22 protein-coding genes are annotated in these 24,737 nt (G+C 38.6%); 21 read left to right on the top strand and 1 reads right to left on the bottom strand.

Translation table 11 applies throughout. The features are described 5' to 3' along the window. Nucleotides 1-69 precede the first annotated feature (69 nt). The 15 genes from BIV20_RS10640 to BIV20_RS10570 all read left to right on the top strand — a co-directional run bounded on the left by BIV20_RS10640 (nucleotide 70) and on the right by BIV20_RS10570 (nucleotide 17,959). Nucleotides 70-1,677, top strand: a complete 1,608-nt coding sequence (locus BIV20_RS10640) for a transposase (RefSeq protein ID WP_075720716.1) — start codon at nucleotides 70-72, stop codon at nucleotides 1,675-1,677. Between the two features lie 258 nt (nucleotides 1,678-1,935). Further along, nucleotides 1,936-3,507, top strand: coding sequence for a methyl-accepting chemotaxis protein (locus BIV20_RS10635; RefSeq protein WP_330554292.1), 1,572 nt, complete (start codon nucleotides 1,936-1,938; stop codon nucleotides 3,505-3,507). A gap of 185 nt (nucleotides 3,508-3,692) precedes the next feature. After that, on the top strand, nucleotides 3,693-5,033 hold the full coding sequence (gene tig, locus BIV20_RS10630) for a trigger factor (protein ID WP_075720714.1): 1,341 nt from the start codon (nucleotides 3,693-3,695) through the stop codon (nucleotides 5,031-5,033). Nucleotides 5,034-5,085: 52 nt separating this feature from the next. Beyond that, nucleotides 5,086-5,670 carry an ATP-dependent Clp endopeptidase proteolytic subunit ClpP gene (clpP, locus tag BIV20_RS10625; RefSeq protein ID WP_075720713.1) on the top strand — a complete coding sequence of 195 codons (585 nt, stop codon included), beginning with the start codon at nucleotides 5,086-5,088 and terminating at the stop codon, nucleotides 5,668-5,670. A gap of 116 nt (nucleotides 5,671-5,786) precedes the next feature. Then, complete coding sequence (gene clpX / locus BIV20_RS10620; RefSeq protein ID WP_075720712.1) at nucleotides 5,787-7,037, top strand: ATP-dependent Clp protease ATP-binding subunit ClpX; 1,251 nt, start codon at nucleotides 5,787-5,789, stop codon at nucleotides 7,035-7,037. 13 nt (nucleotides 7,038-7,050) lie between these two features. Then, entirely contained in the window at nucleotides 7,051-9,375 is a 2,325-nt protein-coding gene (gene lon / locus BIV20_RS10615) for an endopeptidase La (RefSeq protein ID WP_075720711.1), read from the top strand. 9 nt (nucleotides 9,376-9,384) lie between these two features. Beyond that, on the top strand, nucleotides 9,385-9,996 hold the full coding sequence (yihA, locus tag BIV20_RS10610) for a ribosome biogenesis GTP-binding protein YihA/YsxC (RefSeq protein WP_075720710.1): 612 nt from the start codon (nucleotides 9,385-9,387) through the stop codon (nucleotides 9,994-9,996). Then, a complete protein-coding gene (locus tag BIV20_RS10605) occupies nucleotides 9,983-10,957 on the top strand; it encodes a metal ABC transporter substrate-binding protein (RefSeq protein ID WP_075720709.1) in 975 nt (324 codons plus the stop codon). Before yihA ends, BIV20_RS10605 begins: the two co-directional genes overlap by 14 nt. Further along, nucleotides 10,954-11,706 carry a metal ABC transporter ATP-binding protein gene (locus tag BIV20_RS10600; RefSeq protein ID WP_242939822.1) on the top strand — a complete coding sequence of 251 codons (753 nt, stop codon included), beginning with the start codon at nucleotides 10,954-10,956 and terminating at the stop codon, nucleotides 11,704-11,706. Before BIV20_RS10605 ends, BIV20_RS10600 begins: the two co-directional genes overlap by 4 nt. Then, nucleotides 11,707-12,519, top strand: a complete 813-nt coding sequence (locus tag BIV20_RS10595; protein WP_075720708.1) for a metal ABC transporter permease — start codon at nucleotides 11,707-11,709, stop codon at nucleotides 12,517-12,519. Between the two features lie 46 nt (nucleotides 12,520-12,565). Continuing rightward, nucleotides 12,566-13,309: a nickel pincer cofactor biosynthesis protein LarB gene (larB, locus tag BIV20_RS10590; RefSeq protein WP_075720707.1), complete on the top strand. Its 744-nt coding sequence runs from the start codon at nucleotides 12,566-12,568 to the stop codon at nucleotides 13,307-13,309. Nucleotides 13,310-13,343: 34 nt separating this feature from the next. Next, nucleotides 13,344-14,177 carry an ATP-dependent sacrificial sulfur transferase LarE gene (larE, locus tag BIV20_RS10585; protein ID WP_075720706.1) on the top strand — a complete coding sequence of 278 codons (834 nt, stop codon included), beginning with the start codon at nucleotides 13,344-13,346 and terminating at the stop codon, nucleotides 14,175-14,177. A gap of 152 nt (nucleotides 14,178-14,329) precedes the next feature. Next, nucleotides 14,330-15,079 (top strand): peptidylprolyl isomerase, encoded by a 750-nt coding sequence (locus BIV20_RS10580; RefSeq protein WP_075720705.1) that lies wholly within the window; start codon nucleotides 14,330-14,332, stop codon nucleotides 15,077-15,079. A 32-nt stretch (nucleotides 15,080-15,111) separates the two neighbouring features. Further along, nucleotides 15,112-16,242 carry a sporulation integral membrane protein YtvI gene (ytvI, locus tag BIV20_RS10575; RefSeq protein WP_075720704.1) on the top strand — a complete coding sequence of 377 codons (1,131 nt, stop codon included), beginning with the start codon at nucleotides 15,112-15,114 and terminating at the stop codon, nucleotides 16,240-16,242. A gap of 10 nt (nucleotides 16,243-16,252) precedes the next feature. Next, nucleotides 16,253-17,959 (top strand): M3 family oligoendopeptidase, encoded by a 1,707-nt coding sequence (locus tag BIV20_RS10570; protein WP_075720703.1) that lies wholly within the window; start codon nucleotides 16,253-16,255, stop codon nucleotides 17,957-17,959. Nucleotides 17,960-17,964: 5 nt separating this feature from the next. On the opposite strand, the gene BIV20_RS10565 is transcribed toward BIV20_RS10570, so the two are convergent. Further along, on the bottom strand, nucleotides 17,965-19,296 hold the full coding sequence (locus BIV20_RS10565; protein ID WP_075720702.1) for a polysaccharide biosynthesis protein: 1,332 nt from the start codon (nucleotides 19,294-19,296) through the stop codon (nucleotides 17,965-17,967). 155 nt (nucleotides 19,297-19,451) lie between these two features. On the opposite strand from BIV20_RS10565, the gene BIV20_RS10560 reads away from it, so the two are divergent. The 6 genes from BIV20_RS10560 to BIV20_RS10535 all read left to right on the top strand — a co-directional run bounded on the left by BIV20_RS10560 (nucleotide 19,452) and on the right by BIV20_RS10535 (nucleotide 24,691). After that, nucleotides 19,452-19,883, top strand: a complete 432-nt coding sequence (locus BIV20_RS10560; protein ID WP_075720701.1) for an RrF2 family transcriptional regulator — start codon at nucleotides 19,452-19,454, stop codon at nucleotides 19,881-19,883. An 11-nt stretch (nucleotides 19,884-19,894) separates the two neighbouring features. Then, nucleotides 19,895-21,076 (top strand): cysteine desulfurase NifS, encoded by a 1,182-nt coding sequence (gene nifS, locus BIV20_RS10555; RefSeq protein WP_075720700.1) that lies wholly within the window; start codon nucleotides 19,895-19,897, stop codon nucleotides 21,074-21,076. A gap of 26 nt (nucleotides 21,077-21,102) precedes the next feature. Beyond that, nucleotides 21,103-21,540 carry a Fe-S cluster assembly scaffold protein NifU gene (nifU, locus tag BIV20_RS10550; protein ID WP_075720699.1) on the top strand — a complete coding sequence of 146 codons (438 nt, stop codon included), beginning with the start codon at nucleotides 21,103-21,105 and terminating at the stop codon, nucleotides 21,538-21,540. Between the two features lie 3 nt (nucleotides 21,541-21,543). After that, complete coding sequence (gene mnmA / locus BIV20_RS10545) at nucleotides 21,544-22,623, top strand: tRNA 2-thiouridine(34) synthase MnmA (RefSeq protein ID WP_075720698.1); 1,080 nt, start codon at nucleotides 21,544-21,546, stop codon at nucleotides 22,621-22,623. Between the two features lie 213 nt (nucleotides 22,624-22,836). Then, nucleotides 22,837-24,147, top strand: coding sequence for an HAD hydrolase family protein (locus BIV20_RS10540; RefSeq protein ID WP_075720697.1), 1,311 nt, complete (start codon nucleotides 22,837-22,839; stop codon nucleotides 24,145-24,147). Continuing rightward, nucleotides 24,137-24,691: a M48 family metallopeptidase gene (locus BIV20_RS10535; RefSeq protein ID WP_083655186.1), complete on the top strand. Its 555-nt coding sequence runs from the start codon at nucleotides 24,137-24,139 to the stop codon at nucleotides 24,689-24,691. The genes BIV20_RS10540 and BIV20_RS10535 overlap by 11 nt, the downstream gene beginning before the upstream one ends. Nucleotides 24,692-24,737 lie beyond the last annotated feature (46 nt).

Here is a 24,737-nt window from a genome sequence, read left to right as displayed (position 1 = left end):
CTTAACACGATATATCAAATCATAACGATATCTGATAAAATATAAATATCAAATATCGAGGTGATTCAAATGGCTTTTGTTACTAATGATAATCAACAACTAACTCTGACAGATAGCACTTTTAATCTCACGCAAAGAGAAAAAAGGGTTTTGGAAAAATCATGGGCAAATACTTTTGCAGAAAAAGTTTTTCCAGCTATTGATGAAAGTATTTTTTCTGTTCTATATAGCGATAAAGCTTCTCGTCCCAATACACCTGTAAATGTAATTGTTGGGGCACTGATTCTGAAAGAAGCTCTTGGTGATACTGATGATGAATTAGTGGAAGCACTTATGTTTGATGTTCGTTATCAGTATGCTCTTCATACAACAAGCTTTGAAGAACAGCCTCTCAGTGATCGTACATTAAGCAGATTTAGGGCAAGAGTATTAGCATATGAGACAGAGCATGATGTTGATCTGATTCATGAATGCATTGTGAAGATGGCAAAAGAGATAGCTGAATTTATGAATATATCTCCAAACATGCAACGAATGGACAGCTTAATGATTGCAGCTAATATAAAAAATCTTTCTTTGTTAGAACTGTTTTATACATGTGTTGCCAACCTTGCGAAAATAATGAATCAACGTGAAATCACTCTTCCGGAGGAACAATACCACTACATCGAAAAAGATGATTATAATCGCTGCATATATCACCAAAGAAATCTTGATGCTACAGAGCGAACAATTGTTGTGATGCATGACGCCGAAAAACTTATTGAGCTTTGCGATAAAACAGGTAATCTTGATGATACCAGTGAATACCAGCTTCTCATTCGCCTCTTAAAAGAAAGAACAATCATTGATGATGACGGAACCAGACGTCTTCGGAAAAAGGAAGAAGTTGAAAATCCATCTGAAGTTTTATTAAACCCATCTGATCCAGAGGCTACTTTTCGATACAAAGCCGGTGGAAAGAACTTAGGCTACGTTGGAAATGTTGTTGAATCCGTTGGTGAAAAAGGAAGCCTTATAACTGACTACGCGTACGAGAAAAATATATATGCTGACAATCAGTTTATGAAAGATTATCTGGAACAACAGGATACTTTTGATGAAGGAGCCTTCATGGTAGCGGATGGTGCTTATAGCGGCGAAACGAATTCGCGGATAGCTGCATCACATAATCTCAAGCTGGTAACAACAAATTTTACCGGTCGTAAGCCAGATGAAATATATGCTGACTTTAAATTTTCCGATGATGGACATTTTTTACTTGAATGTATCAATGGATGTACACCAGAGGAATGTACCTATGACTCTGGAAATGAACGCTCAGTTGCCCACTTCAAAACAGAGGAATGCAGTTCATGCCCGTATAAAGACCGTTGTCAACCACGCTTTCTGAAAACAAAAGTCCGTAAGGAAGTTTCATGGAAAGCAGTAGGAAGAGCAAAACAGCTGCAATACATGAAGACCGAAGAATTCAGCCGGTACTCTCGCTTTCGAAATGGAGTGGAGGCAGTTCCATCCCTTCTACGAAGAAGATATAACGTAGATAAGATTCCAACGCGCGGCAAGAATCGAACCAGATTTCATTTTGGATTTAAAATAGCAGCATTAAATTTTCAAAAGTTATTGGATTATATCAATAACTTAGATAATTGTGCTCCAAAAACTAAAACAGCATAAAAACAACAAAGAAAGTCATCTGTACAATCGCTGGCAAACAGGTCTAAAGCAAAGCTACAACTCAATTCGTGTTAAATTTTCAAGGTACAAACAAAATCAGATATTAATTAATGTGTCTTTTGACACCCTAATCTTATGCAAGAAAAAATTAAACTTACGCATTCCATGAAATTTAGAATGTTGGTACTTTTGATAGTTGGTATTATTTTATCTACAGTGGTTAGTCTGGTTACGACACTTCCAAGGGTCCGCAGTAACATGAAAAGAGTAACACAGAATTATATGCTAGATGAAGTGAAAGCGTATGGCTATATTTTGAGTTTGCAGGTAATACAGAATCCGAAAAATTTAGACAAACCTCTATTTTTAAAAAGTATTCTAGAGGAAGTTAATATAAAAGATACCACTACCAGTTATGCATATCTGGTTTCAGCTGACGGAACAGTGTTGTACCATCCGACAGAGGAACTGATAGGGCAGCCTGTTGAAGATAAGGTTGTTACGGGGCTGTTAAAGGATATGGAGAATGATGAAATAAGTAAGCCGTCATGTGCGGAATATGAAGAAGGCGGAACGGAAAAATATGCTTCTTATTATATAAATTCCACCGGAGATTTTATTTTGGTAATCACTGTGGATTCGGCAGAAATTTTCGAATCAACTCATCAGATGACCATTATTATTTTGGTGAGTGGTTTGATTACTTTGGCTGTATTATTGGTGTTTGGCGTGATTATGACCAGACGAATGATAGCACCGCTAAATAAGTTGACAGGAATTGTGAATAAGGTTGCAATGCTTGATTTTACAGAAAATAGAGGACAGGGAACCTTAAACAAGCGAAAGGACGAAGTCGGTCTGATGAGTCGAGCAATTAGTAACCTGTATGTGGAATTGCGCAAAATTATTGAAGCAATTCAAATACAGGGAAGTAAACTTGCAAATAGTAATGTAGAGTTTGAACGGGAGTTTACCGAGATTGTAGATAACATTATTCATGTCAATACCGCAGTAGAGCAGATTGCCATGGGAAGTACTTCACAGACTCAGGAGACTACTTCGGCGGGAAATCAGGTAAATTATATTGGAGCGGCAATCGAATCAAATAGCAGTGCTGTGAGTGTTTTGGAAGAGTCCATTGATAGGATGAATAGATTAGCAAATGAGTCAGATATGATGTTGGCAGAACTCGTAGAGATTAATGACCAGACAACCGGCAATATCAAACAGGTTATGGATCAGGCGAATTTGACGAACGAATCTACTGAAAGAATTAAGAAAGCAGTATCAATTATTCAGGGGATTGCAGAAGAGACGAATTTACTGTCCTTAAATGCAAGTATTGAAGCTGCCAGAGCAGGAGAGGCCGGCAAGGGATTTGCGGTTGTGGCAGAAGAGATTCGCAAGCTTGCAGAGAATTCGGCGCAAAGTGCTGCTGAAATTGACAGCATTGCCATGGAACTGATGAGCAATTCTCAAGACAGTGTGATTAAAATGGAGGAACTAAGCAACAATGCAGTATGCCAGCATGAAAAGCTGAATGGAACACGACAATCATTTGAAGGTTTGAAGGTAGAAATTTCAGAAGTATCAGAAGCTTCGAAGAATATTTTTGAACAGACCAGTAAGATTAATGAGTTGAAGGCAGATGTTAGCAGTGTGATTGAACAGCTTGCAGCAATCGCGCAAGAAAATGAAGCTTCTACGCAAGAAACCAGTACAACAATGCATTCGCTTACTGGAAGTATCGATAAGTGCCGTGAGGAGACCTCTTTGTTATCGAATTTGAGCGAGAACTTGAATGAGCAGACGCGGAAGTTTAAATTCTAAGTAAGAATATCAAAAAAACACTAGTATTTTAGAAAACAGTGTGTTATAATTTCAGAATGACTGTAGTGTAGGACATTATGCTCTAGCATTGTGTCCTATTAATATGAAAAGAAAAGTACGTCTGCACACCATTCTTAAAATGGATGGGAAAGGATAAGATATATATTAAGGAGGAAATAGTTGTAATGAGCGTACAGGTAGAAAATTTAGAAAAGAATATGGCGAAACTCACTATCGAGGTTTCCGCAGAAGAATTAGAAAAAGCAATTCAGGCTGCATATATGAAACAGAAGAGCCAGATTAGCCTTCCAGGTTTCCGTAAGGGAAAAGTACCAAGACATATGATTGAAAAAATGTATGGCGCAGAGATTTTCTTTGAAGATGCTGCAAATATGCTGATTAATCAGGAGTATCCAAAAGCTGTTGATGAATCTGGTGTAGATATTGTATCTCGTCCTACTATTGATATTACACAGCTTGAAAAAGGAAAGTCTTTCATTTTTACAGCAGAAGTAGCAGTTAAGCCTGAAGTAACTCTTGGAAAGTACATGGGTGTACAGGTAACTAAGATTGATACATCTGTAACAGAAGAAGAAGTTATGGCTGAAATTGATAGAGAAAGAGAAAGCAATGCAAGAATGATTACTGTTGAGGACAGACCAGTAGCTGATGGCGATACTGCAGTAATTGATTTTGAAGGATTTGTTGATGGTGTTGCATTCGAAGGTGGTAAGGGAGAAAATCATTCATTGGTAATTGGTTCCCATTCCTTCATCGATACTTTTGAAGAACAGTTAGTTGGTAAGAATGCAGGAGAAGAAGTGGAAGTAAATGTTACTTTCCCAGAAGAATATCATGCAGCGGAATTAGCAGGAAAGCCAGCAGTATTCAAAGTAAAAATCAACGAAATCAAAGCAAAAGAATTGCCAGAATTGGATGACGAGTTCGCACAGGATGTTTCTGAATTCGATACTTTAGCTGAGTACAAAGAAAGTGTTGAGAAGAAGTTAGTTGAGAGAAAAGAAGCAGATGCAAAGCGTACTAAGGAAGATGAAGCAATCCAGAAGATTATTGATAAGTCCAAGATGGAGATTCCGGATGCAATGGTAGATACACAGACTCGTTCTATGGTAGATGACTTCGCAAATAGAATTGCACAGCAGGGATTATCTATGGAGCAGTACATGCAGTTTACCGGTATGACAGTAGAGAAGATGATGGAACAGATGAAACCGGAAGCTTTGAAACGTATTCAGTCTAGCCTGGTATTAGAAGCAATTGCAAAGGAAGAAAACATCGAAGTTTCTGATGAAGAAGTCGATGAAGAATTAAAGAAGATGGCTGAGATGTACGGAATGGAAGTTGAGAAACTGAAAGAGTACATGGGAGATGCTGAAAAGGATTCCATGAAGAAAGATATGGCAATTCAGAAGGCTGTTGACTTAATCATGGAAAACATCAAAGAAAGAGCAAAGCCAAAGAGCAAGAAGGAAAAAGAGGCAGAAGCAGCAGAAGCTGAAAAATAAATTTGGCAAATCAATGCCCCAAGAACAGGGCAAGAAATAAGGAGGAATATTAATGAGTTTAGTACCTTATGTCATTGAACAGACCAGCAGAGGAGAACGGTCCTACGATATATATTCCAGACTGTTAAAGGATAGAATTATTTTCTTGGGAGAAGAGGTAAATGAGACAACTGCAAGTCTTGTAGTTGCACAGCTCCTTTTTTTAGAGTCAGAAGACCCGGGAAAGGATATCCATTTATACATTAACTCTCCGGGAGGAGTCGTTACCGCAGGATTAGCAATTTATGATACTATGCAGTATATTAAGTGCGATGTGGAAACAACCTGTATCGGACTTGCCGCAAGTATGGGAGCATTTTTATTAGCAGGCGGAACAAAGGGAAAACGTCTTGCTTTGCCAAATGCAGAGATTATGATTCATCAACCATCCGGCGGTGCAAAAGGTCAGGCAACAGATATTCAGATTGTTGCAGATAATATTCAAAAGACCAAGAGACAGTTAAATACAATTTTAGCGGAAAATACCGGAAAGCCATACGACGTTATTGCGGCAGATACAGAAAGAGATAATTACATGTCTGCAACAGAGGCAATGGAATACGGATTGATTGACCGTGTGATTACAAACAGACAGTAAAAAGAATCAGGGGACAGCGTGCATTTGCCACTGTCCCTTATGTTGAATGTAATTACTTTTTTACATCATAATAATTATAGAAGAAGAGTTTAAAATGAAATTAGTGAGGTGAAAATATGGCAGGAAGAATGGATGACAGAATCCGCTGTTCCTTCTGTGGAAAAACAGATGGACAGGTGCGAAAGCTGATAGCAGGACCAAATGGTGCTTATATATGTGATGAGTGTGTAGATATTTGTGCAGAAATCATAGAAGAAGAATTAGAAGGCGAAGAAACAGTAGCAGTAGAGGAAGAAGAAATTAATTTGTTAAAGCCGGAAGAAATGAAGGCATTTTTGGATGAGTATGTAATTGGTCAAGAGGAAGCAAAAAAGGTGCTTTCTGTGGCAGTTTATAATCATTATAAGAGAATTTTGGCTCCGCAGGATTTAGGGGTGGAATTACAGAAGAGTAATATTTTAATGTTGGGACCGACTGGTTCCGGTAAGACTTTGCTTGCCCAGACAATGGCAAGAATATTGAATGTGCCATTTGCCATTGCAGATGCTACTGCATTGACAGAGGCTGGTTATGTTGGTGAAGACGTAGAAAATATACTGCTTAAGATTATTCAGGCAGCAGATTATGATATAGAGCGTGCACAAAAGGGAATCATCTATATTGATGAAATTGATAAGATTACCAGAAAGTCTGAAAATCCGTCCATTACTCGTGATGTATCAGGCGAAGGTGTACAGCAGGCACTTTTAAAGATTTTAGAAGGAACTGTTGCAAGTGTTCCACCTCAGGGAGGAAGAAAGCATCCACAGCAGGAATTAATCCAGATTGATACCACAAATATCTTATTTATCTGTGGAGGAGCTTTTGAAGGACTGGACAAGATTGTTGAGACTAGAATGGATCAGAAGTCCATGGGATTTAATGCACAGATAGCAGATAAGCGAGAGAAAAATCCCGGTGTTGTGTTGAAACAGGCATTACCGCAGGATTTTGTTAAGTTTGGATTAATTCCGGAATTCGTAGGTCGTGTACCGGTGACAGTTTCTTTGGATGCTTTAGACCAGGAAGCATTAGTGCGTATTCTAAAAGAGCCAAAGAATTCGTTAGTAAAACAGTATGAAAAGCTGTTTGAATTAGATGGTGTAGAGTTGACCTTTGATGAGGATGCAATTGAAGCAATTGCAGAAAAGTCTTTGAAACGAAAGACCGGAGCAAGAGGTCTTCGTGCAATTATGGAAAAAGTGATGCTGGATCTTATGTATCGTGTACCTTCAGATGAATCTATTGTTCGTTGCAATATTACAAAAGGAGCAGTAGAGGAAGAAGAAGAGCCGGAAATTCAGTATAAAGAGAGTAAAACCGCTTAAAGGAGAACAAAAGATGAGGGAAGAACAAAGGAAAATTCCAGCAGTCGCACTTAGAGGAATGACGATTCTTCCAGGAATGGTAGCACACTTTGATGTGAGTCGTGAGAAGTCTGTTAAAGCGGTGGAAAATGCCATGCTTCAGGATCAGAATATCTTTCTGGTAGCACAAAGAGATGTGGAACAGGAAGAACCTGGAATGGAAGATTTATATAGTGTTGGAATAATAGCGATTGTAAAACAGGTAATTAAGTTACAGAATAATATTGTGCGTGTTCTGGTAGAAGGAATGGAACGTGCTAAAATCGTTGGATTTAGCCAATATGAAAAATATCTGGAAGCAGAAGTTGAAATAATATCAAATAAAAATGAAGAAGAAGAGCTTCCAACGGATGTGCAGGAGGCTATGAAGCGTGGAGTTCAGGAAACCTTTACACGTTATTGTCTCGCAAATCCAAAACCTGGCAAGGAAATAGCACGTCAGATGGGAGAAATCAAGGAGCTTAATAAGCTTCTTGATTATGTTGCCAATAATCTACCGGTAGGATATGAAGAAAAGCAGAAGATTTTAGAGGCTGAGACATTAGAAGCGAGATATGAGACTCTGATGCTTTTGCTGATGAATGAAATCAATGTCATTCAGATAAAAAAAGAATTTCAGACAAAAGTCAAGGAAAAGGTTGATAAGAATCAAAAGGAATATATTCTGCGGGAACAGATGAAATTGATTCGGGAAGAACTTGGAGAAGATAATACGGTTTCTGAGGCAGAACACTTTTTAGAAGAGACCAAGAAGTTGAAGGCTGGAAAAGAAGTAAAAGACAAACTGAAAAAGGAAATCGATCGTTTCAAAAACATATCTTCCAATTCTTCTGAAAGTGGAGTGATTCGCGGATATATTGAGACCATTTTGGAATTGCCATGGAATAAAGAATCTAAGGATAATAAGAACCTTCAAGAAGCAGAAGAGATTCTGAATGAAGATCATTATGGCATGGAAAAGGTGAAAGAACGTATGCTGGAATTTTTAGCAGTGCGTAATCTTACTCAGAAGGGTGAAAGTCCAATTATCTGTCTGGTGGGACCACCGGGAACCGGTAAGACTAGTATTGCTAAGTCAGTGGCACGGGCTTTGGATAAGAAGTATGTGCGTATCAGTCTCGGAGGTGTACGAGATGAAGCAGAAATTCGCGGACATCGTAAGACTTATGTAGGAGCGATGCCGGGACGTATTGCCAATGGATTGAAATATGCAGGTGTGAAGAATCCATTGATGTTATTGGATGAGATTGACAAGTTGAGTAGTGATTATAAAGGTGATACCGCATCTGCATTGTTGGAGGTATTAGATTCAGAACAGAATACAAAGTTTCGGGATCATTATGTGGAATTGCCTTTGGATTTATCTGAAGTACTTTTCATCGCTACGGCCAACGATTTACAGAGCATTCCAAGACCGCTTTTGGACCGTATGGAAGTGATTGAAGTTAGTAGTTATACAGAAAATGAGAAATGCCACATTGCCAGAGAGCATTTGATTGCAAAACAGATGAAAAAGAACGGTCTGAAGGAAGGAGAACTTTCCATCAGTGACAGAGCATTGGAAAAGTTAATTCGTGGCTATACCAGAGAAGCCGGTGTGCGTAACCTAGAGCGTAAGATTGGTGAGCTTTGCAGAAAAGCAGCAAAAGAAATCTACAAGAAGGAAAAAACAACGGTAAAGATTACGGAAAGTAATTTGGAGAAGATTCTTGGAAAAGAAAAGTATAGTTATGATTTGATTAACGAGACAGATGAGATTGGAATTGTTCGTGGATTGGCATGGACCAGCGTAGGTGGCGACACTCTTGAAATCGAGGTAAATATTATGCCTGGAAAGGGCGAATTCCAATTGACGGGACAGCTTGGAGATGTCATGAAAGAATCCGCACAGGCGGGCATCAGTTATATTCGTTCTGTCAGTGAACAGTATCAGATAGACATGGAATTTTTCAAGGAACATGATATCCATATTCATATTCCGGAGGGTGCAGTGCCAAAAGATGGTCCTTCTGCCGGAATTACCATGGCAACAGCGATGCTTTCTGCAATTACAAAGCGTAAGGTGCGCAAAGATGTTGCAATGACAGGAGAGATTACCTTGCGTGGAAGAGTGCTTCCAATCGGTGGATTGAAGGAAAAGATTCTTGCTGCAAAGAATGCCGGAATTAAGACTGTCTGTGTTCCAAAGAAGAATGAGCCGGATATTCAGGAAATTGCAAAAGAAATTAAGCAGGGACTGGAAATTGTATTTGTAGAAAAGATGGAACAGGTGCTGGAGGTCGCATTTGTAAAGGAATAGGAGAAATCAATGGTAATTAAGTCAGTAGAATTAGAAATTGTCTGCGGAATCACCAGTAAGCTGCCAGATACCGATAAGCCGGAGGTGGCTTTTGCAGGAAAGTCCAATGTAGGGAAATCTTCCTTGATTAACGGACTGATGAATCGAAAATCTCTGGCAAGAACCTCTGCACAGCCGGGAAAGACCCAGACCATTAACTATTATAATATCAATGATGCAATGTATCTGGTGGATTTGCCGGGATATGGTTATGCAAAGGTGTCCCAGAAGGAAAAAGAAAAATGGGGACAGATGATTGAAAATTATCTGCATACTTCAAAGCAGCTAAAAGCAGTATTTTTACTGATTGACATTCGCCATGAGCCATCTGCCAATGATAAGCAGATGTATGATTGGATTGTTTATCAGGGGTATGATCCCATTATTATTGCAACGAAGCTGGACAAGATTAATCGAAGCCAGATACAAAAGCATGTAAAGATGTTAAGGACAGGATTGAATGTGAAGCCGGGAACACCAATTATGCCTTATTCTGCATTAACAAAGCAGGGTAGGGAAGAAATTTGGGATTTGATGGATTCACTGCTTGGATTTTCTGAGGAAAAGAATGAAAAAGAATAAATATATTTTTGTATTGATTATGCTGCTTGCCATTGCTATGGCAGGCGGTATTTTTACAACTGCATATGTAAAATTAGAAAAATCGGGAGAAGAAAATGGTAGCATCAAGGTAGTGACTTCTTTTTATCCGATTTATATTGCAACAGAGAATGTAATAGGTGACAATCCGGATGTGATTTTGAAGAACTTAAGCGAACCGCAGACCGGATGTATGCATGATTATCAGCTGACTCCTCAGGATATGATTCTTTTGTCTGAGGCAGATGTTTTTATTGTAAATGGCGGTGGAATTGAAAGTTTTTTGTCGGAAGTGGCAGAATCTTATCCGGAGCTTACCATTATTCAGGCAACGGATGGGCTGAAACTTCTAGAAGAGGAAGAACATGATCATGAAGAGGAGCATTCAGAAGAAGAACACGCTCACGAAGAAGAGCATGACCATGGAGATGAAAATGCCCATGCATGGATGGATACGGAGCTTTATGCAGGAATGGTGCAAAATATTGCACAAGGACTTTCAGCGGTTGACAAGGAGCATAAGCAGGAGTATCAGGAGAATGCTGCCGTATATTGTGAAAAGATTCAGGAACTGACAAATCAGATTGATGAGATAAAGGAAGTACTTTCAGGGAAAAATGTTATTATTTTTCATGAAGCATATGAGTATGTTGCACAGCAGTATGGAATGCATGTGACATATTGTATGGATTTGGATGAAGAACGTCAGGTCAGTGCCGGAGAAGTTGCGGAAGTAATGGAACAAATTCGTGACAATCAGGTGGCGGTGATTTTTGCAGAAGAACTGTATGGGAAAGACATGGGAAATACCGTGGAAAAAGAAGGCGATTGTAAGGTGTATTATCTGGATGCTCTGGTGCGTGGAACATATGAAAAGGATAGCTATCTGAATGCTATGCAGGAAAACATAGACCTGATGAAAGAGATAGCAGGAAAGGAATGACAGGTTTGCGTAAGATTATAAAGCCTTGTGGGTTGCATTGTATAAAAGTAAATCATCTTGGCGTGACACTTGGCGGACAGGAGATTTTAAAGGACATCAATCTTCATATTCACTGTGGAAGCTTAAATGCCATTATTGGACGTAATGGTGCAGGAAAATCTACTTTGATAAGAGCAATTCTTGGAGATATTCCACATAGCGGAAATATTGAATTTAAGGATAGTGAAAATGGCAAGATTCAGAAATTAAAAATTGGATATGTGCCTCAGGCGTTAAATATTGAAAAACAGACACCGGTCAGTGTATATGATATGATTGCAGCATATCAGAGCAATGTACCAGTATTTGCTGTGAAAAGCCGGAAACAGAAAGAACGCATCCTAGAACATTTGCGAGTATTTGAAGCAGAATATCTGATAGATAAGCAGGTGTGCAACCTGTCTGGTGGAGAATTGCAGAGAGTAATGTTGTCCATGGCAATTATGGACGAACCTAATCTACTTCTTCTAGATGAACCAGTCTCTGGAATAGACCAAAATGGTATGGAACTTTTTTATAAAACCATTTACCATTTAAAAGAGAACTACGACTTAGCGGTGATTCTTATTTCGCATGATTTGGAATATGTAAAAAGGTATGCAGATAAAGTGGTGTTGTTAGATGAGACTATTTTGAAGCAGGGAAGTGTAAAAGAAGTTTTCTCTAGCGCAGAGTTTGCAGAGGTATTTGGTGGAAAGGAGGAGGCATAAATGGAAGTTTTCTCCTGGTTACAGTATGACTTTATGAAGTATGCCTTTGTGGCAATTTTAATTATTACACCGTTATTTGGGATGATGGGAACGATGATAGTAAATCGAAAAATGGCCTTTTTCTCTGATGCATTGGGACATTCTGCGTTGACAGGAATTGCCATTGGAGTGGTGCTTGGAGTCAGCAACACCAATATATCCATGATTTTGTTTGCTATCGTGTTTGCAGTACTATTGAATCAGTTGAGCAGCAAGGTAGTAGCGTCTACCGATACGGTGATATCTGTCTTTTCTTCCTGCAGTGTGGCAATCGGTCTTGCGATATTGTCGAAAGGTGGCAATTTTAGTAAGTATTCTAGCATTCTGGTTGGGGATATTTTGAGTATCACTCCGGAAGAAATTATATATTTGATTGTTATTTTTGCGGTTACATTAGCTTTCTGGATATTTGGATTTAACAAGCTATTAGCAGTAAGTTTGAATCGGACGTTGGCAAAGAGCAGACATATTCCAGTGAAATTGATGGAAAATTTATTTGCGATTTTAACGGCATTGATTGTTATGGTATCCATTAAGTGGGTAGGAATTCTTATTATCAATGCATTATTAATTCTTCCGGCAGCGGCCAGCCGTAATATTTCAGAGAATATGCGAGAATATCACTTTTTTTCTGTATTGTTTTCCATGTTTTCCGGGGTGACAGGGTTGATTATTTCTTACTATACCAATGTGGCAACGGGACCAATGATAGTGATTGTTGCTTCAATTATTTATTTTGTGACCTATGTGTGGGGCAGAAAACATAACATTTAAGAACTTATATGTCTAATTTTAAGAGACTGGATGGGAAGTGAAATGTATGGAGACCAGAGAAGTATTAGAGAAGGTTCGTTCCGGAGAAATTTCAATACAGGAGGCTGAAAGATATTTCAAAAAGCAACCCTATGAAGAAATGGGATTTGCAAAGTTAGATGTGCACAGAGAGGTTCGTACAGGATTCCCTGAAGTAATTTATTGTAGTGGGAAAACAGATGATTACCTGGTATCAATTTATCAAAAAATGTTTGAAATGCACGGAGAAGTATTTGGTACCCGAGCAAGTGAACATCAGTATGAAATAGTAAAAGAGGCATTGCCGCAGATTGATTATGATAAGGTATCACATATCTTGAAGATAGAAAAAGCAGATAAAGTGCGTATTGGCAGTATTGCAGTTTGTTCTGCCGGGACAGCAGATATACCTGTGGCAGAGGAGGCAGCACAGACCGCGGAGTATTTTGGAGCTCATGTGGAGCGTGTTTATGATGTGGGAGTTTGTGGAATTCATCGTCTATTATCAGAAATGGATGTGGTTCAGGAAGCCAATTGTGTTGTGGCAGTAGCAGGAATGGAGGGAGCATTGGCAAGTGTCATTGGTGGATTAGTAAGCAATCCCGTTATAGCAGTGCCAACATCCGTAGGATATGGAGCAAGTATGAATGGCATTTCGGCGTTGCTTACCATGATTAATTCCTGTGCCAATGGAATTGCTACGGTCAATATAGACAATGGTTACGGTGCAGGTTATCTGGCAGCTCAGATTAATCGTTTGGCAGTGAAGTAGATTTTGGTATGAAGGAGGAAAACGTAGGTTAAGTATGAGCGATTTTTCAGTAATAGAACAGCAAAATGCAGAAGAGAAACTGGAAAAATTAAAGGAATATCTGAGAAATTTGCATAGTGTTGCGGTAGCCTTTTCCAGTGGTGTAGATTCCACTTTTTTGCTAAAAGTAGCACATGACGTATTGGGAGATAAAGTGATTGCAGTAACAGCAGAATCCTGTTCTTTTCCGAAGAGAGAACTGAATGAGGCAAAGGAGTTTTGCCGAAAAGAGCAGATTCAGCACATTATTTGTAAATCAGAGGAATTGGAAATAGAAGGGTTCTGTCAAAATCCAAAAAATAGATGTTATCTTTGTAAAAAGGAATTATTTCAAAAGATTCAAGAAATTGCAAAAGAATATGACTTGGAAAATATTGCAGAAGGTTCTAACATGGATGATAATGGGGATTATCGCCCGGGATTGCAAGCTGTTGCAGAACTTGGCATAAAGAGTCCTCTAAGATATGCAGAACTTTCTAAGGCAGAGATTCGTTACTTATCCCAGAAACTTGGATTGCCTACTTGGGATAAACAGTCCTTTGCTTGTCTGTCTTCACGTTTTGTATATGGTGAAACAATTAGTGAAGAAAAGTTAAAAATGGTAGATCAGGCAGAACAGTTGTTGCTTGATTTGGGATTTCACCAGGTGCGTGTGAGAATTCATGATAAGATGGCGCGAATTGAAGTTATGCCGGAGGAATTTTCAAAATTGATAGAAAAAGAATGTCGGGAACAAATTGTAAATAAATTAAAGGAATATGGGTTTACCTATGTTTCTATGGATTTGGCAGGATATCGAACTGGAAGCATGAATGAAATTTTTTCTTAAGTAAAAGTATCTTTTTCCTTAAAAAGTAAGAGAAAAGGTACTTTTTTCTTTACGAACAAACCTTGATATGTTAGAGTAGAAACAGGCGAAAAATAACAGAATTTCCCAAGTATTTAATAGAAAGGAAGCGTTTTAGTACGCGTAGAAAGAACATGAGTGAAAAAGTTTTAGCAGTAGCAGCAGGACATGAAATTACAGAAAAGGAAGTAAATGATTTAATCAAGAACTATCCACCGGAACAGCAGATCTATATGTCTAGTCCACAGGCAAAGCAGCAGGTATTGGAGCAGATTATTGCATTCCATTTATTTCATAAAATGGCAATTGATGAGAAAATCCCGGAATCAAAAGAATATAAAGAGATGATAGAGAAGATGCAAGTGGAGTTAGCAAGCCATATGGCAGCTACCAGTGTCATTGAAGGAATAAAAGTAGAAGAAGCAGAAGAAAAGGCGTTTTATGAAGAGAATCCGGATTTGTTTGCAGCAAAGCCACAGGTAAGTGCAAAACATATTTTGGTGGAGACAGAGGATTCTGCTAATGATATTGCAAAAGAAATTGCAGATGGTCTTGCATTTGAAGAGGCAGCAAAGAAATATTCTACCTGTCCTTCTAAGGAACAGGGTGGAGATTTAGGATATTTTTCCAGAGGACAGATGGTGCCGGAATTTGAAAAGGCAGCCTTCGAAGGAGAAATTGGAAAGGTAATCGGACCGGTTCAGACACAATTTGGTTATCATCTGATTCGTGTTGAGGATAAGAAAGAAGGTTCTGTCATTCCTTTTGAACAGGTGAAAGATCAGATTCATCAGCAGTTGATCCAGAATAAGCAGAAAGAAGTATATGATGCGAAGGTAAAGGAATTGGAAACAAAGTACGGTGTGGAACGTAAAGATGTCTAAGTAATGCAAAAAACGAAAGAAGGGGTGAGTAGATGAAAAAGTCCACGAAATATTTAAAAATATTGGTTAATTTATTAGTGGCATTATTAGTAATCCTGTTAATGTGTGTTGCAGTTCCAAAATTATTGGTATTTTTTATGCCATTTGTAATCGGATGGATTATCTCCATGATTGCTAATCCGTTGGTGCATTTTTTGGAAAAAAAATTAAAAGTAGTGAGAAAGCATGGCTCAATGATTACAATTATTGGTGTGTTGGCAGCAGTGATTCTGGTAGGATATCTGGCAGGGGCAAAATTGGTTTCAGAAGCTATAAATTTGATTGATAGTGTTCCCCAGATATATGAAAATTTTCAGGAAGATTTTGAGGAAATTGGAGATAACCTGCAGATTTTTTACGATAGATTACCGAAAAGCATGCAGAAAAGCATATCAAATGCGACAGAAAATCTTTCAGGATATATCAGTGGAGCGGTGCAGGCAATTGGAGAACCGACCTTTGAAGCTGCCGGAAATTTTGCAAAAAATGTACCGGGAACATTGATAGGAATTATTATGTGTATTATATCAGCATACTTTTTTACGGCAGATCGGGAAAATATTTTGAATTTGCTTGAAAAAAGTATACCGGATGGAATATGGAAGCGGTGTTCTACAGTGATTAGTGATTTGAAGCATGTAGTAGGTGGTTACTTTAAGGCACAGTTCAAAATTATGGGAGTGGTGTATATCATTCTTGTGATTGGACTTTTGATATTGAAGGTTGACTATGTGCTTTTAGTAGGACTGCTGATTGCATTTTTAGATGCACTTCCTTTTTTTGGAACAGGAACAGTGTTAGGTCCGTGGGCCATTTTGAAAATATTGTCCAAAGATTATACTATGGCAGTGGGACTGATTATACTGTATCTGGTGACACAATTGGTACGTCAGCTGATTCAGCCTAAGATGGTAGGAGACAGTATAGGAATGAATCCGTTAGCTACCTTGATTTTTATGTACATTGGATATAAATTTAGCAGTATCATTGGAATGATTATAGCAGTTCCTATTGGGATGATACTGATTAATCTGTATAAAGCAGGCGTCTTTGACAATCAGATACGTTGTATTAAGGAACTAGTGCAGGATATTAATGAATTTCGAAAATTAGACGAGAAATAGAGGGAAAAAGATGGAAGCATTTAAATTTGAAGAATTAGAATATGTTCGCCCGGATTTTGAAGGAGCGAAGAAAGTATGGGAAAAGGCAACGGAACAGATAAAAAGTGCAAAATCCTATGCAGAAGTAAAAGAAGCGATGAAAAGCGTGGAAGAGATGGAATGTCATCTGCAAACATTGGTGACTATTTGTAACATTAGAAATACACTTGACACAACAGATGAATTCTATGAAAAGGAAATTGAATATATTCAGAATACTTATCCAACAATTGTAGAAACTGGGACGGAATATAATAAGGCAATATTGGAAAGTTCTTTTAAGAAGGACATTGAAGCAGAGTATGGTAAGGAAGTTTTGGTTTCTATGCAACGTGAAGTGGATAGTTTCAATCCCGCATTGGTACCATTTATGCAGAAAGAGGGCGAGTTGACAACAAGATATCAGAAAATGATGGCAACTGCTCAGATTCCATTCCGCGGGGAAACTTACAATCTATACGGAATAGAAAAGTTCTTTGAGCATCCGGACCGCCAGACAAGAAAGGAAGCATTCAAGGCATATTCTGATTTTTATCATGGAAATGAAGCAGAATTGGAAGAGATTTTTGCAGAGTTGATAACCGTACGAAATGAAATGGGAAAGGCTCTTGGCGATGAGAACTTTATTCCATTGGGTTATAAGCAGCAAGGAAGAAGTGATTACGGACAGGAAGAAGTCGCTTCTTTCCGTGAACAAGTGCGCAAGGAGATAGTACCTCTTTGTGAAAAATTATACAAAGCGCAGACAAAGCGTATCGGAGTGGATGAAATCAAAGTCTATGATGAGAAATTTGTTTTCCCGGATGGAAATGCAGAGCCAGCCGGAGATGATGATTACATGATTGAGCAGGCAAGAAAAATGTATCATGATATGAGCCCGGAAACAGGAGAATTCATTGACTTTATGATTGATCATCATTTGATGGATTTGAAGAATAAGGCAAACAAAGCATCTACCGGATATATGACATATCTGCAGGATTACAAGGCACCATATGTATTCTCTTGCTTTAATCATACTATTTTTGATATGCAGGTTTTAAGTCATGAGTTGGGACATGCGTTTGCCGGATATCAGGCAATGCGCCATCAGCCTATCATGGCATATTATAGTGAATCTACAGATATTGCGGAGATTCATTCTATGTCAATGGAGCAGTTTGCGTATCCATATGCAGAACAGTTCTTTGGAAAAGATGCAGATAAATATCGTTTTGCACATTTGCAGGAAGCTATTACTTTTGTACCATTTGGGGTAGCAGTAGATGAATTCCAGCATATTGTGTATGCCCATCCGGAACTGACTCCAAAGGAACGTACCTATGAATGGCACAAGCTGGAAGAAAAATACATGCCATGGAGAAAATATGAGGATGATGAATTCATGGAGCGTGGAGGCTACTGGTATCATAAACTTCACATATTCCTGTATCCGTTCTATTATATCAACTATACATTAACAACCATGGGAGCCATGGAGTTTAAAAAGCGTTATGAAGAGGATAAGGAACAGGCATGGAAAGATTATCTGAATCTTTGTAATGCAGGTGGAAGCAAGAGTTATCTTGAATTGTTAAAGGTAGCTAATCTTTCCGTACCATTTGAAGAAGGAAGTGTGGCAAAGGCAATTTCTTATGCGAAAAAGATATTGTTAGAAGCAATTGGCGAAGAGGAATAAGAAGTCTAACCTTTTTTACCGAGGATAGCAATGGAGGAAATTGCCATTACAATTTGACTGATAAGGGTTCCCCAAAGGTATGCTTTTATGCCGAACAGGGGAATTCCCCATATCACAGAAGCAATGCGGATAGCAAGGCCAATAATATTTAAGAGAAAGGTAATGGTTGTTTTACCAAGTCCATTTAAGACACTGCTTAATGTAGTAGAAAGATATAAAAATGGACACATCCAGCCAAGGGTTACGATAAAAGTACCGGCTAATTCATTAGCGAATAATACTCGCCCCATCCATTTGCCAAGGAGTAGGAAGGCAAAGGTACAGGTGAAGCCAAGTACCAGACAATAAAAGCATGTTTTACGGACAGCATTACGGATGTAGTGCTGTTCTTTTTTTTCCTGTGCTTCTGCAATGACAGGGAGTAGCATTACGGATACAGAATTTGTAATAACAGAGGGAAAGAGAACCATAGGCATTGCCATTCCTGTGAGTACACCGTAAACACTTAATGCTTCAGATACAGAGTAACCATAGTGCTTTAGTTGTCCCGGAATCATGGTGGCTTCTACACTTTGTAATAGATTTACGAGTACTCGATTGGCACATAGTGGCGTAGACATAAGAAAAATCTGTTTCAATCCTAAAAGTCTGTTGCCAGAACTTTTCCCGCGTCCCAAAAAAGAAATGGAATAGAGTACAGAACCAATTTCACCGGCTACTAATCCCCAAACAGCAATACTGACAGTGACAGTTTTGTGTTGTTCCAGACAAATTTGGTAAAGGACAAAAACGCATCCTACGCGGACAATTTGTTCTATTAGCTGGGAGGTAGCAGGAACGAAGGTTTTTTTTAAACCGTAATAGTAACCGTTGATGCAGGCATGGATAGCACCAAAAGGAATTGTCAGAGAGAGAATTTCTAATAGGACCTTGCAACGTGGCTCATCCAGAAAAGAGATTGCCAGAGGTTCGGCAAAGTGATAAAGAAAAATAGTGCATAAAAAGGACAAAAACAGTGAAAGAATAAGACCGGCAGTAAGATAACATCGGTCATTGCATAGTCCTGTGTTTTTTTGAGGAATGCCGGTATTGTCAGAAGCAGCGACTGCTTGGGCAGTAAAACGAGAGATAGCGGTCTGAATACCGGAAACAGTCAGAGAAAAGGTAAGGGCGTAAAGAGGAAAAATTAACTGATAAATACCCACACCTTCCGCACCAATGGTTTGGGAAAGGAATATTCTATAGAAGAAACCGATAATTCGGGAAATTAGTCCGGCAATTGTTAAAAGGAGCGTACCGGTAAGCAGAGGGTGGCTTTGCAGGGATTTGGAATTCATAAGTCCTCCGAAATAAAAAGTGATTCTGTTTAATGTATGTAAAAAAATACTTCTAAATACCAATAACTTCTATTGACAGAAAAAACAAAGCGTGGTACTATGCGATTGTACAAAACCCGACTAAAATACTCGGAATTAAGAATGAGGTGATAGCAATGAAGTTATCAACAAAGGGAAGATATGGTCTGCGGGCATTTATTGATTTGGCAGTCTGGGGAGAGGAAGAACCGGTATCCCTCACCAGTATTGCGGAACGTCAGGGCATATCCATAAGTTATTTAGAACAGCTTATGGCAAAGTTGAAAAAGTCAGGACTTGTAAACAGTGTCCGTGGTGTAAATGGTGGATATGTCATTGCAAAGCCGGCAGAGGAGATTTCCGTAGGAGATGTCTTGAGAGCACTGGAGGGTGACCTTACTCCAGTAGATTGTGCAGGAATTGGCAGCAATAAGGCAACAACTCATTGTAATGGCTCTGCTCATTGTGTTAGTAAGATTGTATGGAAACAGATTAATGACAGTATTAATGATACCGTGGACAGCATATATATAGGGGAATTAGTAAAGGAAAGTAAGAAAGAACAGTAGAGGTGAATAAAATGGGAAAAATGATATATCTGGATAATGCGGCAACTACCAGAACCGCACCTGAAGTAGTAGAGGCAATGCTTCCGTATTTTACGGAGTTTTATGGAAATGCTTCTACCGTGTATGAATTTGGTGGAAAGAGTAAGGAGGCAGTTTCTAAGGCGAGAGAAACGATTGCGAATGCGATTGGTGCAAAGGATAATGAGATTTACTTTACTGCAGGTGGAAGTGAATCAGATAACTGGGCACTCAAGGCAACAGCAGAGGCTTATAAGAGTAAGGGAAAACATATTATTACCAGTAAGATAGAACATCACGCAATTCTTCATACCTGTCAGTGGTTAGAACAGAATGGTTATGAAGTAACTTATCTGGACGTAGACGAGAATGGTGTGGTAAAATTAGAAGAGTTGAAAAAGGCAATCCGACCGGATACCATTTTGATTAGTATTATGTTTGCCAATAATGAAATTGGAACCATAGAGCCAATTGCGGAAATTGGAAAGATTGCAAAGGAACATGATATTTTATTCCATACCGATGCAGTACAGGCATTCGGACAGATACCAATCAATGTAGACGAAATGAATATTGATATGTTAAGTACCAGTGGACATAAGCTGAATGGACCGAAGGGAATTGGTTTCTTATATATTAGAAAGGGTGTAAAGATTCGTTCCTTCGTACATGGAGGTGCTCAGGAGCGGAAACGTCGTGCAGGAACTGAAAATGTTCCGGGAATTGTAGGATTTGGAAAAGCTACAGAATTGGCAGTGGCTAGTATGAAGGAACGTACAGAAAAGGAAGCAGAACTTCGTGATTATCTGATAGAGCGTGTATTGAAAGAAGTACCTTTTACTCGTGTAAATGGTCACAGAAAAAATCGTTTACCGAATAATGTAAACCTTTGTTTCCAGTTTATTGAAGGAGAGTCTTTATTGATTATGCTGGATATGAAGGGGATTTGCGGTTCTTCCGGATCTGCATGTACGTCAGGTTCTTTAGACCCGTCCCATGTATTATTGGCAATCGGACTGCCGCATGAGATAGCACATGGTTCCCTTCGTTTGACATTAGGAGCAGACACCACCAAAGAAGATATTGATTATACCGTTGATGCTATAAAGGAAATCGTAGCACAGTTGCGAGAAATGTCCCCATTGTATGAGGATTACATGAAGAAACAAGCTTAAGAATTACGGAAATTGGAGGAAAAATTATGTACAGTGAAAAAGTAATGGACCACTTTCAGAACCCGAGAAATATGGGGGAGATAGAAAACGCCAGTGGTGTAGGAACTGTTGGAAATGCAAAATGCGGCGATATTATGAGAATTTTTCTGGATATTGATGATAATGGAATTATTCAGGATGTAAAGTTTAAGACGTTTGGATGCGGAGCAGCAGTTGCTACTAGTTCCATGGCAACTGAATTGGTAAAGGGAAAGAACATTCAGGAAGCATTACAGGTAACAAATAAAGCTGTTATGGAAGCTTTAGACGGACTTCCACCAGTAAAGGTACACTGTTCTCTTTTAGCAGAAGAAGCAATTCATGCAGCTTTGTGGGATTACGCAGAGAAAAATGGAATTACAATTGAAGGATTAGAGAAGCCTAAGACAGATATCAGTGAAGAAGAAGAGGAAGAAGACTACTAAGGTATGGAGAAGAAAAAAGTTGTAGTAGGTATGTCCGGAGGGGTAGATTCCTCCGTGGCGGCATATCTTTTAAAGGAACAGGGTTACGAGGTAATTGGAGTTACCATGCAGATTTGGCAGGATGAGGAAGAATTCGTGCAAGAGGAAAATGGCGGATGCTGTGGCTTAAGTGCAGTAGAAGATGCGAGAAGAGTAGCGGCAAGTCTTGATATTCCATATTATGTTATGAATTTTAAAGCGGAATTTAAGAAAAATGTCATGGATTACTTTGTAGCAGAATATTTAAAAGGACATACACCAAATCCATGTATTGCATGTAACCGTTATGTAAAATGGGAATCTTTGTTGAAACGCAGCATGGAAATTGGCGCGGATTATATTGCTACCGGGCATTATGCAAAGATTACGGAGCTTTCCAATGGAAGATATGCACTGCAAAAGTCTGTAACAGCAGCAAAGGATCAGACCTACGCACTTTACAATCTAACTCAGTATCAGCTTTCTCATACTCTGATGCCGGTAGGAGATTATTCTAAGGACCAGATTCGTGCTATTGCAGAAAAAATCGGACTTCGGACAGCAAATAAGCCGGACAGTCAGGAAATTTGCTTTATTCCGGATAATGATTATGCAGGATTTATAGACAGAGAGGCAAAGGGGCAGGTACCACCACCCGGTAATTTTGTGTTGGCAGATGGAACAGTGATTGGAAAGCACAAAGGAATCACTCATTATACCATAGGACAACGGAAAGGACTTGGCATAGCCCTTGGAAAACCGGTATTCGTAACAGCAATTCGTCCTGACACGAATGAGGTAGTCATTGGTAGCAACGAGGACGTATTCGGAACCACAGTGTATGCAAAAAATCTTAACTTTATGTCTATTCCGGATTTAGACGGAGAAATGGAAGTAATCGGTAAGATTCGTTATAGTCATAAGGGTTCCCCATGTACCATACGAAAGGTAGAAGAGGACAAGGTAGTCTGTCAGTTTCATGAGCCTGTTCGTGCAATAACACCGGGACAAGCTGTAGTATTTTATGATGGCGATATTGTAGTAGGTGGCGGAACGATTATTTAAAGAAGTTAACATAAAAGGCTATGTCTGAATGAAACAGCAGACATAGCCTTTTTGATGTAAAAGATTAATTAGAAAAGAACATGTTACACAAATGGATAAAAGTGTGGATAAAGTAGTAGAAAAAAATGGTACGTCAGGGTGTTGCATACTTAGAACGGAAGAATTATAATGGGAACATTGTGTGTCAAAAAATGACTTTGTGGGAGAGAGATTATGAAATCGAGATTATGCAACATAAAAATACCAAGAATTGGGCTTAGAATTCAAAAGTCAGCACTTAGTGTTTTATTTTGCTATATTATTTATATATTAAGAGGACATCAGGGAATCTGTTTTTATTCCATGCTGGCTGCACTTTGGTGTATTCGTCCTTATATTGGAAATACTTTGGAAATGGCTATTCAGAGAACAACAGGGACGTTGGTGGGAGCATTGTATGGATTGATTGTAATTATGATAAAGCAGGCCTTTTTAAGTCAGCCGGGAATACAATATGAATTAGGGTATTTTCTACTGGTTTCTTTGACAATTATACCCATTATTCAGACCACACTGCTTTTAAATCAACAGAATGCATCGTATTTTTCCTGTGTAGTATTTTTGAGCATTGTAGTAATTCATATTGGGGATGCCAGTCCATTTTTATTTGTATGGCAGCGTGTGCTGGATACTATGATTGGTATTGGAGTAGGGATTGGAATTAATTCCTTTCGACTTCCAACCAGAAAGCGGAGAGATATATTGTTTGTATCCGGAGTAGATGATACATTGATTGGAAAACAAGAACAGATTTCTACTTATAGTAAACGTGAATTGAATGCAATGATTGATGATGGGGCAAATTTTACTATATCAACAATGAGAACGCCGGCAGCATTGATGAAAGTTTTAGACGGCATTCATCTACAAATACCGATTATTGCTATGGATGGAGCAGTGTTATATGACTTCTCAAGCAATACATATGTGAAAAGTTTTGTGATTTCCAGTGAAAAATCAAAAGAAATATCAGAGCTTATAAAAGCGGAAGGACTTAATTGTTTTGCTAATGTTATTATAGATGATTGTCTGTTGATTTTTTATCAGGATTTCAAAAATGAAGTGGAAAAAAAGGTATTTGAGACAATGCATACGTCTCCTTATCGGAACTATATTAATGCCAATGTGCCAGAAAATGTTTGTGTTGTCTATTTTATGCTGTTGGCAGAGACAGAACGTCTTCAGCGGTTTTATGAACTTTTACAGGAAAAAGGATATGGAAAGTCTCTAAAAATATTATTTTATGCATCGGAGGATTATCCGGGATATTCTTATATTAAGATTTATAATAAAAATACATCCAGAGAAAATATGCTTGATTATTTAAAGAAAATGACTGGACTTGAAAAAACGGTAACTTTTGGCTCCATTCCGGATAAATATGATATAATTGTAAAAAAAGAAGAGAATGATAAGGTGGCAAAGACATTGCGACAGATGTATGCAGTGCCATTTTGGAAAGGAAACGAGAAACATGGAGATTGAGGTGCGACGCAGTAATCGAAAAACCATGATAATCGAAATAACAAAAAGTGCAAAAGTTTTGGTGCGAGCACCATACCATATGCCTCTTTTTGAGATTCAGAGATTTGTAAATGAAAAGTCTGATTGGATAGAGAAGCATATACAAAAAATGTTGGAAAAGCAGCAGAAAGAGCCAATGCAGGAGAAGTTGACCACAGAGCAGATAAGGGAACTGGCAGAACAGGCTCTGGAAGTGTTCCCGAAGCGCGTAGCCTATTATGCAGAACGTATAGGGGTTACTTATGACAAAATTACCATTCGAAATCAGAAAACACGTTGGGGGAGTTGTAGTGCAAAGGGCAATTTGAATTTTAATTGTCTTTTAATGTTGACACCACCAGAGATACAGGATTATGTAGTAGTACATGAATTGTGTCACCGTAAGGAGATGAATCATTCTAAGCGGTTTTGGGATGAGGTGGAGAAAGTGCAGCCTGATTATAGGGAGCGAAGGAAGTGGCTGAAAGAGAATGGTGGAAGGATAATTGAGAGGATGGAAAGGTAAAAATCTCTTGCATTAATGATAAAATGCAAGGGATTTTTTGTGTGAA

The organism is Roseburia sp. 499 (assembly GCF_001940225.2).
Lineage (GTDB): Bacteria > Bacillota > Clostridia > Lachnospirales > Lachnospiraceae > Petralouisia.
This window is presented reverse-complemented; position numbering and strand designations above follow the sequence as displayed.